Here is a 13,856-nt window from a genome sequence, read left to right on the forward strand (position 1 = left end):
CGGGCAGCGGCGGTGGTGCCGCTGCCCGGCCGGAGGGGTCAGGCGTCGAGCTCGGCGACGAGTCGACGGACGACCACGGCGACGTCGCCGACGAAGGGGCGGGCGAACGCGGCGTCGAGGATCTGCGGGTAGTAGAGGTGGAGGACCAACTGCGTGTACTGCGCCTTGGTGAGGCTGCGCTGGTCCTCGGGTCGGCAGCCCCAGGCGCCAGCGATGGCGTGGCTGACGCACACGGCAGCGGCGCGGACCTGCTCGTGGTTGGCGTTGAAGCGTTCAGCGATCTCACCGGTCACCTCGCCCTGGTGAGGGGGCAGCGGCAGCCAGGTCAGGTAGGTGCGGCGGGGCTTCATGTTCTCTCCAGGAGGCTGGGTCGGGCTGTGCGAAGGCCCCGCCCGGGCGGGCGGGGCCGGTGGGTCAGGGCAGGAGGCGGACGCTGTCGCCCTCGCCGAGGAGCATCGAGAGGCGGGAGCCGCTGTCCCAGCGGACGTAGAGCTTGTCGAGGTCGGCGTCGTAGCGGCGGACGGTGCCTTCGTCGCCGGGTCGGAGGTGGGTGTGGGGGTCGGCGGTGGCGACGAGGGCGATGCGCTGGCCGGCGGCGTACATGCGGCTCCGTTCTGCGGTTTCGATCGGTGGAGTGGTGTGGCACATCTGGAGGCGGGCGGCGGAGTCGTCCGCCGCCCGCGACGGGATCAGAACTCGGCGGTGACGGTGATCTCACCGGTTCCGGTGGTGTCCAGCGTCGACCTGCTGAGCTTGGTACCGAAGGCCCAGACCTCGGCGATCGCCGTGTCGCCCTCGTGGTGCGACTTCAGCTCCCAGCCGCACCGGCAGTTCGCGGAGCACTTCGTCCGCCGATCACCCCTGGCGTGCGGCGAGAACTCGGAGGTGACGACAACCTCACCGGTTCCGGTGAGGTTCAGCGTCGTCTCGCTGATGTTGACGCCGAAGGTCCAGAGCTCGGCGATCGCCCTGTCGCCCTCTTCTCGCACCCTCAGCTCCCAGCCGTCGTGGTGAATCGAGTGCGTCTCGCTCATGCTCGTCCTCCTCGCGATGCAGGCCGGAACCTCCCCCGCCCATCCCTCTTATTCTAGCGGCATTCAGGAGGGGGTCAAGATTTTTTTCGGTGAAACCCCAGCTCAGACGGCCTTCGCGCCGATCAGCCGGTCGGCGAGCCGGATCGCCTGCGCTGCCGCCTCGGCCACCGCGAGACGGCCCAGGATCTCGTCGCGCTCCTCGAACAGCGCCGTGCGCTCCCGCACTGCCTGCTCGTACAGGTCGACCTGAGCAAGGGTGTCGCCGCAGGCGATCACCACGTTCGGGCCCAGGCCCCACACGATCGCGTTCACAGCCGCGCCGGCCGCCGCGAGCGGCTCCAGCTCGTTCAGCACCCACACGTAGTCGGCCGGGTCCAGATCCATCTCCCGCAGGTGCTGGGCGAGGGAGCGGAACATGCCGCCCGTCCCGCCGGCCGGTTCGTGGAACCTCTGCCCCTTCTCGGGCCGCTCGGGACAGAGCATGCGGGCCATCAGGTCGCACAGCTCCGGGGGCGTGTGGTACTCGCCCAGGCCCTGCTTCGCGCCGAGCGAGCGCAGCGAGGTGATCGTCCACGACATCACGTCGGTGTCGGCGCGGCAGTAGGGGTCGGGGCTGCCGGTCAGTTGCAGGATGCCGTGGCGCAGTGCCGTCTCGGTCACCCGGCGCACCGCGTACGCCTTCTCCTCCACGCCGTCCTCGGTGAGCCAGCCCATCAGCGGCGCCATCCGGGCGCCGAGGTCCGGGCGCCGGGACCAGGTGTGGGCGTAGATCTCGCGGTAGCCCTGCAGGAGCTGGTAGTCGCTGGAGGTGCTGATGATGCGGGTGACGTCCTCGGTGTGGCCCTTGATCGGGAACAGGGCCAGGCCGCCGACGATGCTGACGGGGATGTCCATGCGGTAGCCGCCCCAGTTGGAGGCGTGCCAGGTCTCGGCGACGGCCTCGCCGAGACGCTGCCCGGCGTCGCGCGGGTTGCCGATCAGCAGCGGCGCGACCCGGCGCGGCGCGGGGATCGGCGTCTGCACGGACGGCAGCTCGGGGTGGGGGTCGGCGAAGAGGCTGACGGGCTCGGTGTCGGCGATGACGACCGGGCGGGGCGCGGGCGCGGGGCGGGGTGCGGGCGCGGGCGCGGCGGTCTGAAGCGGGAGCTGGGCGGCCGGGCGGGGCGCGGGCGCCGGGCGGGGCGCCGGCGTGGCGGTGGTGCGGGCCGGCTTGGGGCGGGCAGTGAACGTCGCCGGGACCGGGGTCTTTTCGGCTTCGGCTTCGGCGAACAGGTCGAGCTGATCCATCAGGGTCTCTCCGTTTCGGTGCGGGCGTGGCAGCGCCCCGCCGTCCGGGCCGTGGTCGGCCAGGGCGGCGGGGCGCCGGGGTGGGGGGTGTCAGGAGGGGTCGGCGGGTGTGGCCTCATGCCAGCACCACGCGAAGCCGCCGACGGCGTACAGGCCGTCGCTGTCGGGGGTCAGGATCGACGTGGCGCTCGCAGCGTCCTAGGGGTCCTCGGTCATCCACTGCCACTGGGCGTGGACGACGACCGCGCGGGGCTCCCCGCGTACGGTGCCGCCGTCGATGACGTGGATGGTGTCGATGCTGTCGTGGCCGTACTCCTCGGCCGCCTCCTGCGTGCGCTCGGCGATCTTGCGCACGGTGTCCAGGTCGAAGCGGGGAACGAGGAAGCCGTTCCACCGCTGGGTGCGGTCGACCTTGGCCTCGTAGGGGCCGAGGGTGTCGTCGATGCAGACGCTGACTGTTTCATCGGTGCCGGGCACGGTGTTCTCCTTGCGGTGTGCGAGGGGCCGGGCGCCCGCGGTCGCGGGGCCCGGCCCTGTGGGTGGGGTGAGGGGCGAGGTCAGGGGCGGGTGAAGGTGCGGGCCAGGGTGTCGGAGAGGTGGAGGACGGCGGCGGCCACACCGCTGAGCATCTGGACGACCTCGCCGGTGTCGTGCGAGGTGACATCGCTGGCGATCGTCCGGGCGGCGCCCTCGGCGATCTTCCGCAGGTCCCACGAGGCCGGCCCGCTGTGCTGGGGCTCCGGCTTCTGCTCCGGTCCTTCCCGGCGGGCCAGCACCACGTCCTCGACGCTGTTGAGGGGGCGGCTCGGCAGCAGGCCGGCGTAGTCGTTCCAGAAGTGGCCGGCGGCGAGGCGGACTCTGCGTGCGGTGGCGTCCCAGTCGGCGTGGACCGAGTACAGCTCCTCTTCCGGGTCCGCTTCGACGAGGAGGGCCGGGATGATGAGCGCGCGGTGGTTCTGGATCGCGGCCGGGCGGATCGGGGTGATGCCCAGCTCGTCCAGCTTGTTGTTGATGCGGTCGGCCGTCTCGGCGGCGATGCGCGCCTCGTAGGCTGCGCGGGTCTCCTCGCGGCGGGCGAATTCGGCTTCGGCGTCGGCGAGCCACTTCGGTTCGGACACCGTGTTCTCCTTGCGGGCGTCGGGGTCGGGGGCGGCCGCGTGCCAGGTCCACTCGCCGCCGCCGATGCCGTACAGGCCGTCGGCGTCGGGGCTGATGACGGAGACGGCGTGCTCGACCTCTTCGCCGGGCTCGCCGCCGAGGTACTGCCAGCGCACGACCAGGACGACCGCGCGGTGCTCGCTGCGGCGGGCGTCGCCGTCGATGACGTGGACGGTGTCGTAGGTGTCGTGGCCGTACTCGTCGGCCATCTCCTGCGTGCGCGCGGCGATCTTGCGGACGGTGTCCAGGTCGAAGCGCGGGCAGAGCCAGCCGTTCCACCGGTTGGTGGGGTCGAGGCGGGCCTCGTAGGGGCCGAGGGTGTCGTCGATGCACACGCGGGCGACGATCAGGCCGTCGTCGGCGGGCTGCTGCTGTTCTGTGTCGGCCACGTTTCTCCTTGGGTGCGGGTGGGCCGGGCGCCCGCGGTCGCGGGGCCCGGCCCTGTGGGTGGGGTGGGGGTCAGAGGTCGGAGACGGAGGCGGCGAGCGTGTTGACGAGCAGCGCCACGGCCTCGTCGTTGCGGTCGGTGGCGGCCAGCACGGCGTAGCGGTGCAGGACCGTCTGGACGGCGGCCGGGAGCAGGGCCAGGTACTGCTCGAAGGTCAGGTCCCGCTGGGGCCAGGTCCGGTGCCGGTATCCGGCCTGCAGCGCGGCTGCGGCCATGCGGCCGGCGTAGGCGCGGCACTGGTGGGTCAGGTCCACGTCCTGCGCGGCCATTTCGATGGCGTCGGGTCCGTGCGCGGCGGCGGTGGGGAAGGCGCGGCGGCGGGCGCGGCAGGCGTGCTGGCGCGCGCGGGCGTTGCGGATGCGGTCGACGTCGTGGAGCTGGCGGGCGGTGCGCCGGGCCTCGGCGGGGCCGGCGGCGTCCACCGTGTACGACGACAGGCAGTTCGCCCACAGTTCGGTGCGCAGGTCCTCCTGCGCGTCGGGGTTCTCGGGCAGGGGGGCCACGTCGGTGATCTGCAGCGAGAACGGCTGCTCGGTGAAGACGACGAGCCAGCGGCTGCTGGTGTCGGTGTCGGACATGTGATCTCCAAGAGGCATGATCGGTCGATTGGTGTGGCACATCCGGCCGGGCTTGAGTGGGCCCGGCCGGATGCGCGTCAGGCGGTCTGGCTGTAGCGGGGCTTGAGGGCGGCCACGATCTTCGGCAGGACCTCGCGCAGGCTCTCGGGGACGTCGGTGTGGTGCTGGGAGTCGTCCAGCGCGCCGAGCAGAACGGCCGGCCCGTACAGCGGGTAGGGCATCTGCTTGAGGTAGAGGCCGTTGACCAGCGACGTGACGTACAGGTTCTGCGGCCGCAGCAGCGCGCCATCGGCGTCGAGGGCCAGCGACAGGCGGCGCTTGCCGTCGGGGCGGGCGTAGTGGGCGATCTCGATCCAGCCGTTGACCTGCTGGCGCAGCGCCTCCACGAGGCCGCTGCCGACGGGCAGTTGCACGTCGGTGAGGGTGCCGTCGGTGTCGAGGCGGACAGCGTGAATGGTGGTGCTCATGGCTGTTCTCCTGGGGTTGAGGGCGGATCAGGAGTGGTCGGGGTTGTGCGGCGGGTCGGCGAACACCACGGTGTCGCCGACGTTGATGCTCATCGGCACGGTGCTGTCGTCGCGGGTCAGCTCGGCGTCCGTCTCGTCCAGGTCGACGGAGACGACCAGCCCGCGCTGCGGGTGGACGTAGGCGAAGACGAGGACGCCGGCGATGCGCAGGGCGGGCAGGGTGTCCGGGTCATCCTGGCGGGCGGGCAGGAAGCCCGCGCCCTCGTTGAGGGCGCGGCATCTGGCGGGGTCGAGGATGCTCATTCGGCACCTTCCGGTCGGCGGGCGGGGGCCGCCGTGGTGGCGGCCCCCGCCGCGGGTCAGAACGGGCGCAGGGCCAGGGAGAGTTCGGTGAACATCTGGCGGCCGACGTGCGCGGCGTGGCCGATGGTGAACTCGTCGGCCTCGGCGCAGGCGGCCATCTCCACCACGCACTTCAGGAGCGCCTCGGGCGTGCAACCGAGCCAGGTGAGGTAGTCCTGGCCGTAGGAGGCCGTGCAGTGGGTGGCGGTGAGCACCTGGTCGATGGTGATGGCGGCCTGACCGGCGGCGTCGGCGCTCAGGCCGAACCGTTCGGCGAGCAGGTGCTGCAGGTGCGGGCCGGCGGCGACGATGTCGGCGAGACGGTCGGCCGTGTGGCCGGTGGCGAGCGCGTACGGGGCGGCGAGCGGGTCGGTGCGGGTGGTGCTGCTCATGGCTTCCTCCAAGAGGCCGTGGTCGTACGGTGTGCGGGCCGCCCGCGTGGCGGGCGGGCGGCCTGGCGGGTGGGGCGGTCAGACCATCCAGACGTCCTGGTACGCCTCCAGTTGCTGCAGGGCCTCGTCGAACTCCTGGGAGCGGGTCAGGGTGAAGCTGGCGGAGTCGATCGGTCCGTGCTCGGGGTGGATGAGCTGCAGCGTGATCTCCACGTCCTCGCCGACGGCGGGCCGGGTGGTGATCTTGAAGATGGCCGGGTCGTTGGCGTAGCGGACATAGAGGTTGGGGCCGACGATGCTGGTGTGGGCGTCCTCGGCTTTGCCGAGGTGGGCGGCAAACTGGTCGAGGTAGGTGATCACGGGCTTCTCCAAGAGGCCGATTCGGTGGTGTGGTGCGACCGGGTGAGCGGTCCGGCCTGGGGGCCGGCCGCTCACCCGGGTCAGCAGCCGGCCGCGCGCCGGATGCCTTCGGCGGCGCGGGCGGCCAGCCAGGTGCCGAACGCGGAGTCCGCGAACTCGGCGTCGGTCTCGTTCGTGGGGGTCTCGTTGTCGCGCGTGTTCTCCACGGCGGTTCCTCCTTGATGATCGTTCGGGTCGAATGGTGTGGCACATCTCGGTGCTGACGGCGGGGGCGCCGTCAGCACCGAGTGCGGGCCGGGCCCCCCTGCCCATCCCTCTTATTCTAGCGGCACTCAGGAGGGGGTCAAGAATTTTTTTCAGCGAATCCCCAGGTCAGGCGCTTGTAGAGCTGGTGTGCGATCGGGCCAAGGCACTGCGTCCAGCGCCCGACGGTGCGTGTCCGGCACCACGGCCAGCGGCCAACCGGCCCAGTGCAGGCCCATCGCGGCGAGGATCACCGCGTCCGCCTTGTCGTAGCGGCCCGGACCGTCGCACTCCACGCCGTACCACTCGGCGACCGCATCGCGCACCATGCCCTTGGCGATGCGGGCGCGCTTCTCCTTCGGGTAGTCCTTGGCGGGGTAAGCGGTGCCGGTGGCGTAGATGGTCCGCCCGTCCGGGGTGACGACCGCGTACGGGATCTTCCGCTCCCACAGGTCCTGCGTGAGGATCCACCACAGGCCGGCCAGCTCGCAGTGCCCGGCCTGCGCGCCCTGCCCGTGCGCCGCACCCTCGATGACCACCAGGTCGGCCTTGCGGGTGCGCTCGCGTATCTCCTCGCGCAGCCACCGCAGTTGGTGGTGGCCCTTGCCCTTGCAGCGCAGGGCCTCCGCCCAGCCGTCACCGGCGACACCCGTGCACGTCAGCGAAGGGGCGATACCGATCACCAGCGGGGGCGCCGCGGCGGGGGCGGCCGGCGGGGGCAGTTGCAGGACGGGACTGCTCAACGGAACTCCTCGAGGTACGCGGATCGGCAGGGGGAGGTCAGGCGGCCAGTGCCATGCGCAGCGCGGAGCCGTCGGCGCGCAGCGGCAGCGGGCCGAGTCGGCGGGCCCGGGCGACGATCTGCGCCATGGACAGCCCGTGCTTGAAGGTGTGGCCCAGCTCCTCCTCCAAGGCCAGGTACCGCTCGGCGAGTTGCGGGCGAAGGCGCGCGGCGGTGATCAGGCTGGTTTCGTCGGCGAGCACGCAGAAAGTGCAGGACAGGCGTCTCATCCCGGAGTCGTACGCCGGGTGGTAGGGGGTGCCGGCGTCGGCGATGGCCTGCCAGACCTGACGGTCGGACCAGCGCAGGATCGGCAGCCAGGTGGTGATGGTGCGGCGCCCGCTGGAGCCACCCTCGTCGAGAGCGATGTCCGGGCGGCGGGCGCGGGCCGCCGACTCGGCGGCCCGCAGCCCCAGGCAGTTCAGCACCCGCGCCGGCCGGGCCAGGTCGAGCCGGGTGACCAGCTTGGTGATCAGGACACGGACCGGGCCGCGTTTCTGGCCGGAGGTGCAGTAGCGGGCGCTCGACGACGGCCAGGCGGGCGTGGTGGTGTCGCCTCGCGCGCGCAGGTCGCGGTGCCGGTCGGCGATCTGTGTGAGCAGATCGCCCTGGGGGCGGTGGACGACGTGGAAGGGCAGGCCGTAGTGGCGGGCCTGGGCTTCGGCCAGCTCACGGGTGCCGGGCCATTCGACGTCGCCGAGGTCGCAGTGCACGACGTGCACGCGGTCCAGGACGCCGGCCATGTCGGCGAGCTGCACCAGGTGGTGAAGCATGGCCTGGCTGTCCTTGCCCGCGCTGGAGTTGGCGATGAGGAGATCGGTCTCGGCGAGGTCGGGCAGCGGCGGCGGTTCGGGCGTGAACAGTTCCATCTGCAGGGTCACGGGGGTGGGTTCCTTCGGGAATTGGAAGGCCGCGCCCGCGGGGGTGGTCACCGCGGGCGCGGCCCGGATCGGGGGTCAGTGCGGGTGCTGGGCGGGCTTCTCCGCGTCGGCGGCCAGCTCCTCGTGGGCGACGCGCGCCAGGTGGGCGGCGACGCCGATCAGCGCGGTCACGGAGTGCGCGTAGTCCTCGGCGGTGGCGTTGGCCATCGCCAGGTACAGGGCCTGGCAGGTCGGCATGTCGCCGTTGGCGAAGGCGGTGATGAACCGCACGGAGAAGGCGTGCGCGGGGTGCTGTGGGCCATCGGCCGGGTCGGGTGCGGTCAGCGCCCACAGGCCCTCCGGGCTGGGGTGCCCGTACAGGCTGATGAGCGTCTGCCGTGCGGCCTCGGCGAAGGCGCAGCACACGCCGTACATCTTGCTGCCGGTGCTGGCTGCGGCGATCTCGCCCGTCAGGCGCATGGCCCGGTCGTGGTCGCTGTCGATGGCGTGCTGCAGGACCTGCATGACCAGGTGGGCGCGTCGAGGGGTGTCCACAGTGGTGCTCCTTGAAGAGAGAGGTGTGGTGGGGGCCGCGCCCGCGGGGATGGTCACCGCGGGCGCGGCCCGGATCGGGGGCGGTCAGCCGGTCACGCGGCGGGGGCGTCTATCAGGCCGAGGCTCGTGGCCCAGGCGTGGCCGCCGGCCGCCCACGCCGTCGCGTGCAGGGCGAGGCGCCGGTTGAGCTCGTCCAGGGTGAAGAGGTTGGCCAGGGACAGGACGTGACGGCCGGTCAGCACGCAGGCCAGCCGCAGGATCTGCCACTGCTCCATGGTTCCGCTCAGTGGACCGTCGCCGGCGTTGAGGCAGGCGGCGGCGACGTGCCGCCAGGCGATGCGGAACTGGTCGTCGCCGTCGTCGATGACCATGCGGGCGCGCTCCAGCTCGGGCAGCCAGTGCCCGTGCGTGGCAAGCAGCCACACGGCGGCCTCTTCCTGCCACGATCCGGCGGCGCGCTCTCCCAGGCGGGCGCAGAGGGCGGTGATGTGGTCCATGGGGTTCTCCAAGAGGTGTGGGTGGTCAGGTGCGGGGCTTGGGGAGGTGTCCGACGTGCCAGCCGCGGCAGGAGCGGTTGCGGCACCGGTAGGTGGTCAGGCGCACTCCGCCTCGGGCGATGAGCCGCTGGCGGTGCTCCTCGGCCTGCTCCTCGGTGTCGTGGCGGCGCTTGCCGGTGCAGGCGCGGCCCTTGGTGCGGATCACCGCATGTCGGCCAGGGAGGCATCGGCCGTCGTGCAGCCGGGGCAGCGCCGGTCGGGCACCTGCCAGTCGGTGACGTCGGCGACGCCGACGATGAGGTCGCCGCAGGCGGCGACAGCGCCGTCCTTGGTGCTGTCCCGCTTGTGGACGCCTGCGCCGCTGGTGCGCCACACCCACTCGCCGCGGCGGCTGACGCAGTTGACTTCGAAGGGTGTTGTGCCGACGCGGCCGAGGGCGGTGTAAGACAGCTCGCCGGGTCGGCTGGTGGGGCGGGGAGTACCGAACTCGGTGGCCTCGATGGCGTTGGCCCACTGCGCGAACGCACCGTCGTCGGGGTGGTACAGGATCACGCGCAGGCCGAGCGGGTCGTCGCCGGTGGCGACGCCGAGGTGGTCGATCTCGATGCTGTCGGCGGCCAGGGCCGGGTGGATGCTGGCCAGGACCGCGCCGGCGATCAACGGCTGCAGGGCCTGCTGCATCGGGCGCGGGGTGGTGGGGTGGGGCATGGTCTCTCCAGGGGCACGGTGGTGCCCGCCCCCGGGCGGGGGCGGGCGGAACGGCTCAGGTGATGGCGAAGTCGAGCTGCAACTGCTTGGGCTGCCTGGCCTTCGACGTCTTGCGGCGCACGTCCATCTCGCGGGCCGCCTGCCGGCAGGAGGGGCAGGCGCTTTCGCCGTGGCGGGCGTGGTCCTTGGCCCCGGCCTCGGTGCCGCAGGTCGCGCGGAGCTTGGGTTCGGCCAGCTCCTCGTCGAACACGTCGTCCACGGCGTCGATGACCACGCCGTTGCTCCACAGGCGCCCGCCGGCGATGCCGTCGAACTTGGCCTGGGCGGGCATGACCGTGGCGATGCACTCCGCGCGGAACGGGCACGGCCCGCACACCGTGAGCAGGGGCCCGCACAGGCGTCTGAGGGCGCGGTCGCTGTTGAACTGGTCGTCGCTGGGCGCGAACCCGTTCCGGCCACGGCAGGGCACGGACAGGGTCCAGTCGCTGCTCACAGAACCGCCTTGATGCACTCGCCGATGTGCCGGGCGACGTTGACCGACACGGCGTTGCCGGCCTGCATGGTCTGCTCGGCCTGGGTGCCGATGACGACGTACTGGCGGTGGAACCGCTGCGCCTCCAACTGCTCGCGCGGTTTGAGCATCCGGAAGTAGCAGTCCTCCACGGCGGGCGCGGTCTGCAGCAGGCCGGCCGAGTCGTGGGTGGTGAGGGTGTGGACCGGTTCGGCGGCCGTCTTCACGGCGGCCTTGCGGTAGGGGATGACGAGGGTGTTGCGCAGTTCGGGCGGGACGGGCCCGCCGTTCGGGCGGACCAGGCCGTGATGGTTGCCCTGCGCGGTGACGGCGGTGACCGGCTCGGTGGCGAGCGTCGGCTGGGCGTTCTGCCGGTAGGTGATCACGAACGGTTCCGGGTCGACCGTGACCAGGGCCTCGCACTCGCGGGTCATGCGGGTTCGCATCGGCTCGGCGACGTCGCTGCAGGCGGTGTTCCAGCTCCCGCCGGTCGGCACGAGCAGCGCGTCACCCTGCTTGATGGTGCGAGTGGAGAACGGCCGCTCGGCGACCGCGTAGGCGCGGTCGGTACCGTCCTTGCCGTGGTTGAGGGTGATCGAGGACGGGGTGTGGGGGAACTTCGCCAGACCCGCGCGGATGCGGTCCATGGTGGTGGGCACCAGGGGCTTCTTCCGGTCGCCGATGCGCTGGCCCAGGTCGTCCCAGTTGATGACCGAGGCGGCCGGCCGGACGTAGGGCTCGACGACGGCGTTCCTGCAGCGCCGGTTGGGGCAGCGGTAGTTGTAGTCCCGCAGGTACTTGCCGATGCGGACCCGCGGGTCGAACCACGCCTTCTTCGCGTCGACGTCCTTGCCGCACTCGAAGCAGAACGCGCGCGGGCGGGGCTCCAGATCGGGCTTGGGCATGCCCTTGAGGCGGAACACCAGGTAGATGCGGTCCCGCCACTGGGGGGCGCGCTCGTTGTCGTCGTCGCCGACGTGCGCGGAGGTGGCGCACAGGATCTGCGGCTGCTCGTAGTTCAGTTCGGTCATCGCCTTGACCCAGGTCTTGAACAGGACCCAGCACAGGGCGAATTCGACGACGTTCTCGATGACGACGTACGGAAACCGCTTGGCCTCGCAGGCCCGCACGACGCACCAGGCGGTCGCCCGGGTCCGCTCGAACGCTTCCGGGGTGAGCGCCTTCCACTCCTCGGCCTCGTCGTCGTCGAGCTGGTCGAGGACCTGGAACAGGTCGAGCTGATCGGTGGGGTGAATGCGGCCGCCGGCGGGGCTGACCTCGGTGCAGATGATCGACGCCCACAGCAGCAGGGCGCGCGGCAGGAACCGCATCGGGTAGCCGGTGACGTCGGCGGTCAGGTGCTCGATGGTGGGGTGGTTGGCGGCGTGGGAGTCCATCGCCGTCTTCCAGTGGTTCATCGCGAGCTTGCCGCGCCATCCGGCCTCCACCAGGCCGGAGGAGGATCCGCCGGCCCCTGCGAGGAGGTCGTTGAACGTCAGCTCGATGCTGCGGGGAAGTGTGGCCAACAAGGTGTGCTCCAAGAGGTCGAGCGCCCGGCCCCGCGCGGTGCGGGGCCGGGCCGGGTCGGTGTGGGCGTCAGAGGAGGGGCAGGCGGCTGACGAAGACGATCTGCACGACGTCGCGGCGCTGCCAGAGCGTCAGCGGCCAGTCGGTTCCGCCCTGCTCGTGCACGCACTTCCAGCCCGCCTCCTCGAGGCGGTGGGTCACCCAGCCGTACTCCTTGACCGCCTCGGCGTGGTTGTCGAAGGGGCCGTTGAGGGGCCCCGCCTGCCCGGCGTGCTGGGAGTCGACGCCGACGAAGCTGACGGCGAACCGCTGCGCGGCCGCCAGCAGGAACTCGCCGAGCCGGGTTCCGGCCGCCTGGGTGTCGGCGTCGGGCAGGGACTTCAGGTACAGGGTGATGGCGGCGAGCATCGAGACGATGTCCGCGCCGTGCCGTGCGTGTTCGCCACCCTCGGTCGAGTCGAAGACCAGGGCCCGGAAGTTGGGGTTGTCGTGGTGGTCGCGCACGATGCACCAGCCGGTGACCTGCTCCAGCCGGTCGGGCAGCGAGTCGTGGTCGGCGAGGACCAGGTGTGTGCCGTCGGGCAGGTCGACCAGGACGAGGGTTTCCCCGCCGCAGGTCTCGATGTCGCAGACGAGGCCGACCATCCGCAGCGGGGTGGTGACCGGCTCGTACTGCCGCCAAAGGGCCTGCCACTCGGGCCGGTTGACGCGCCCGTGGTCGGGAAGCGGTGCGATGAGGTTCATGCGATCTCCAAGAGGTGGGTCGTACGGTACAGAGTTGTGGCACATTCCGGAACCGGGGGGTGCGCAGCCGCCCCCCGGTTCCGGCCGTGGTCAGCCGGCGTGAGCGGCCGGGCGGGCCTCGGGGGCGGTCATGGCGTGACCGGGGGCACCGCATCCGATGCAGCAGGGCAGCCCGTTGGCGTGGTGCCTCCAGCAGTTGCAGTGCCCGCACAGGAGCGGGTTCGCGACGGGCAGCCCGGCCGCGGCGAGCACGGCTCGCAGGCGCCGGATCTCGGCCGTCTGCCGGGCGGCGCGTTCCTGCTCCAGCTCCTCTACCTGCATCGTGATCAGGTTGGCGTGCTGGTCGAGGAGGTCGGCCAGGAGGCGGGCCTCCTCGGCGATCCGGCGGGCCTGGTGGGCGGCGTGCCGGCTGGGCGCCCGGTCGAGGCGGAACTGGGCGCCGCCGACCGTGGCGAGGAGCCGGTCGGCGAGCTGGTCCCGGACGTGCTCGGCGTCGCCGAGGCCGTCCAGGTGCGCCTCGGCGCGGGCGGCGTCGTCGCGGTCGGCGATGTCGGTGAGGAGCGCGCCGAAGCCGATCGGGTCATCGCGCCAGGTGCGGGCGAGGGCGATCAGGACAGGGGTGACCTGCTGGGCGGAGTCCAGGACCAGTCGGTCCTGATGGTCGCGGCGCAGGGAGGGCAGGTGGCCCATGCGGTGTCTCCAAGAGGTGGTTGGTGAGGTGCGGTACATCTGCCGGGCGCGGGTGGCGGGGTGGTCCCGCCGCCCGCGCCTGGTGTTCAGGAGGTGCGGGGGATGCGGCCGGTGCACCGGAACTCGTCGATGCACTGCGGCCTGCCGTCCCAGTACCGGACCTTGGAGGCCGGCATGGAGTGCTTGCACCACCTGCAGGTGACGGTCTCGGGCTGGCTGGCCGGCAGCATTCGGGTCAGGCCGTCCGGGAGTGCTTGGCCGCCAGGGGGAAGTCGAGCTCGGCGGCGATCCGCTCGGCGACGTCAGCGCTGGCCGCGAAACGGCCGCCGTGGTGCTCGCGGGCGGGGATCCTCAGGCCGTGGAACTCGCCGTGCGCCTCGGTGATGGCGACCGGCCAGGCGGCGTCGAGGAAGCCGACGACCTTCTCGGACTCGACGACCAGGACGTCGCCGTCGCGGATGTCTTCGCGGCACTGCGTCGCGTCGTACGCCTCCACCGTGTCGTCGAAGCGGTGGACGCGCGGGTCGGTGATCGGGTTGCCCATGCGGTTCTCCAAGAGGTCGGTTAGGTGGAACGGTGTGTCGCATCCCGGTGCGGGCAGCTCTCCGGCCGAAGCGGCCGGGAGCGTCCACATCTACGAGGTGTACTACGACAGCCCCGGCTCGGACACCGGC

The 13,856-nt window shown here is 72.0% G+C and carries 23 protein-coding genes; all 23 read right to left on the minus strand.

Features of this window, described 5'->3' with window-relative positions; all coding sequences use genetic code 11:
- Window positions 1-38 precede the first annotated feature (38 nt).
- The 23 genes from VKA29_RS19460 to VKA29_RS19570 all read right to left on the minus strand — a co-directional run bounded on the left by VKA29_RS19460 (window position 39) and on the right by VKA29_RS19570 (window position 13,726).
- The gene (locus VKA29_RS19460) at window positions 39-350 is read right to left on the minus strand and encodes a hypothetical protein (protein ID WP_324787140.1); all 312 of its coding nucleotides are present in this window, start codon (window positions 348-350) and stop codon (window positions 39-41) included.
- Window positions 351-414: 64 nt separating this feature from the next.
- Complete coding sequence (locus VKA29_RS19465; RefSeq protein WP_324787141.1) at window positions 415-603, minus strand: DUF4314 domain-containing protein; 189 nt, start codon at window positions 601-603, stop codon at window positions 415-417.
- An 86-nt stretch (window positions 604-689) separates the two neighbouring features.
- A complete protein-coding gene (locus tag VKA29_RS19470) occupies window positions 690-1,034 on the minus strand; it encodes a hypothetical protein (RefSeq protein WP_324787142.1) in 345 nt (114 codons plus the stop codon).
- Between the two features lie 102 nt (window positions 1,035-1,136).
- On the minus strand, window positions 1,137-2,321 hold the full coding sequence (locus VKA29_RS19475) for an N-6 DNA methylase (protein ID WP_324787143.1): 1,185 nt from the start codon (window positions 2,319-2,321) through the stop codon (window positions 1,137-1,139).
- 198 nt (window positions 2,322-2,519) lie between these two features.
- Complete coding sequence (locus tag VKA29_RS19480; protein ID WP_324787144.1) at window positions 2,520-2,798, minus strand: hypothetical protein; 279 nt, start codon at window positions 2,796-2,798, stop codon at window positions 2,520-2,522.
- 80 nt (window positions 2,799-2,878) lie between these two features.
- On the minus strand, window positions 2,879-3,868 hold the full coding sequence (locus tag VKA29_RS19485; RefSeq protein ID WP_324787145.1) for a hypothetical protein: 990 nt from the start codon (window positions 3,866-3,868) through the stop codon (window positions 2,879-2,881).
- Window positions 3,869-3,938: 70 nt separating this feature from the next.
- Window positions 3,939-4,505: a hypothetical protein gene (locus VKA29_RS19490; RefSeq protein ID WP_324787146.1), complete on the minus strand. Its 567-nt coding sequence runs from the start codon at window positions 4,503-4,505 to the stop codon at window positions 3,939-3,941.
- A gap of 77 nt (window positions 4,506-4,582) precedes the next feature.
- Window positions 4,583-4,972 (minus strand): hypothetical protein, encoded by a 390-nt coding sequence (locus tag VKA29_RS19495; protein WP_324787147.1) that lies wholly within the window; start codon window positions 4,970-4,972, stop codon window positions 4,583-4,585.
- 27 nt (window positions 4,973-4,999) lie between these two features.
- On the minus strand, window positions 5,000-5,275 hold the full coding sequence (locus tag VKA29_RS19500) for a hypothetical protein (protein ID WP_324787148.1): 276 nt from the start codon (window positions 5,273-5,275) through the stop codon (window positions 5,000-5,002).
- 56 nt (window positions 5,276-5,331) lie between these two features.
- Entirely contained in the window at window positions 5,332-5,706 is a 375-nt protein-coding gene (locus VKA29_RS19505) for a hypothetical protein (protein ID WP_324787149.1), read from the minus strand.
- A 78-nt stretch (window positions 5,707-5,784) separates the two neighbouring features.
- On the minus strand, window positions 5,785-6,078 hold the full coding sequence (locus VKA29_RS19510) for a hypothetical protein (RefSeq protein ID WP_324787150.1): 294 nt from the start codon (window positions 6,076-6,078) through the stop codon (window positions 5,785-5,787).
- A gap of 68 nt (window positions 6,079-6,146) precedes the next feature.
- Window positions 6,147-6,272 (minus strand): hypothetical protein, encoded by a 126-nt coding sequence (locus tag VKA29_RS19515; RefSeq protein ID WP_324787151.1) that lies wholly within the window; start codon window positions 6,270-6,272, stop codon window positions 6,147-6,149.
- A gap of 150 nt (window positions 6,273-6,422) precedes the next feature.
- Window positions 6,423-7,052 (minus strand): hypothetical protein, encoded by a 630-nt coding sequence (locus VKA29_RS19520; protein WP_324787152.1) that lies wholly within the window; start codon window positions 7,050-7,052, stop codon window positions 6,423-6,425.
- Between the two features lie 37 nt (window positions 7,053-7,089).
- Window positions 7,090-7,971, minus strand: a complete 882-nt coding sequence (locus VKA29_RS19525; RefSeq protein WP_324787153.1) for a phosphoadenosine phosphosulfate reductase family protein — start codon at window positions 7,969-7,971, stop codon at window positions 7,090-7,092.
- 75 nt (window positions 7,972-8,046) lie between these two features.
- Entirely contained in the window at window positions 8,047-8,505 is a 459-nt protein-coding gene (locus VKA29_RS19530) for a hypothetical protein (protein WP_324787154.1), read from the minus strand.
- Window positions 8,506-8,597: 92 nt separating this feature from the next.
- Complete coding sequence (locus tag VKA29_RS19535; protein ID WP_324787155.1) at window positions 8,598-9,002, minus strand: hypothetical protein; 405 nt, start codon at window positions 9,000-9,002, stop codon at window positions 8,598-8,600.
- Between the two features lie 25 nt (window positions 9,003-9,027).
- Window positions 9,028-9,207 carry a hypothetical protein gene (locus tag VKA29_RS19540; protein ID WP_324787156.1) on the minus strand — a complete coding sequence of 60 codons (180 nt, stop codon included), beginning with the start codon at window positions 9,205-9,207 and terminating at the stop codon, window positions 9,028-9,030.
- On the minus strand, window positions 9,204-9,710 hold the full coding sequence (locus VKA29_RS19545) for a hypothetical protein (RefSeq protein ID WP_324787157.1): 507 nt from the start codon (window positions 9,708-9,710) through the stop codon (window positions 9,204-9,206). The genes VKA29_RS19540 and VKA29_RS19545 overlap by 4 nt, the downstream gene beginning before the upstream one ends.
- Window positions 9,711-9,765: 55 nt before the next feature.
- On the minus strand, window positions 9,766-10,203 hold the full coding sequence (locus VKA29_RS19550; RefSeq protein ID WP_324787158.1) for a hypothetical protein: 438 nt from the start codon (window positions 10,201-10,203) through the stop codon (window positions 9,766-9,768).
- Window positions 10,200-11,747: a DNA cytosine methyltransferase gene (locus VKA29_RS19555; protein ID WP_324787159.1), complete on the minus strand. Its 1,548-nt coding sequence runs from the start codon at window positions 11,745-11,747 to the stop codon at window positions 10,200-10,202. Before VKA29_RS19555 ends, VKA29_RS19550 begins: the two co-directional genes overlap by 4 nt.
- 70 nt (window positions 11,748-11,817) lie before the next feature.
- On the minus strand, window positions 11,818-12,492 hold the full coding sequence (locus VKA29_RS19560; RefSeq protein WP_324787160.1) for a hypothetical protein: 675 nt from the start codon (window positions 12,490-12,492) through the stop codon (window positions 11,818-11,820).
- A 90-nt stretch (window positions 12,493-12,582) separates the two neighbouring features.
- On the minus strand, window positions 12,583-13,182 hold the full coding sequence (locus VKA29_RS19565) for a hypothetical protein (protein WP_324787161.1): 600 nt from the start codon (window positions 13,180-13,182) through the stop codon (window positions 12,583-12,585).
- A 235-nt stretch (window positions 13,183-13,417) separates the two neighbouring features.
- Window positions 13,418-13,726, minus strand: coding sequence for a hypothetical protein (locus VKA29_RS19570; RefSeq protein ID WP_324787162.1), 309 nt, complete (start codon window positions 13,724-13,726; stop codon window positions 13,418-13,420).
- Window positions 13,727-13,856: the final 130 nt, after the last annotated feature.

Origin of the sequence: Streptomyces sp. H51 (assembly GCF_035656535.1) — a bacterium.
Lineage (GTDB): Bacteria > Actinomycetota > Actinomycetes > Streptomycetales > Streptomycetaceae > Streptomyces.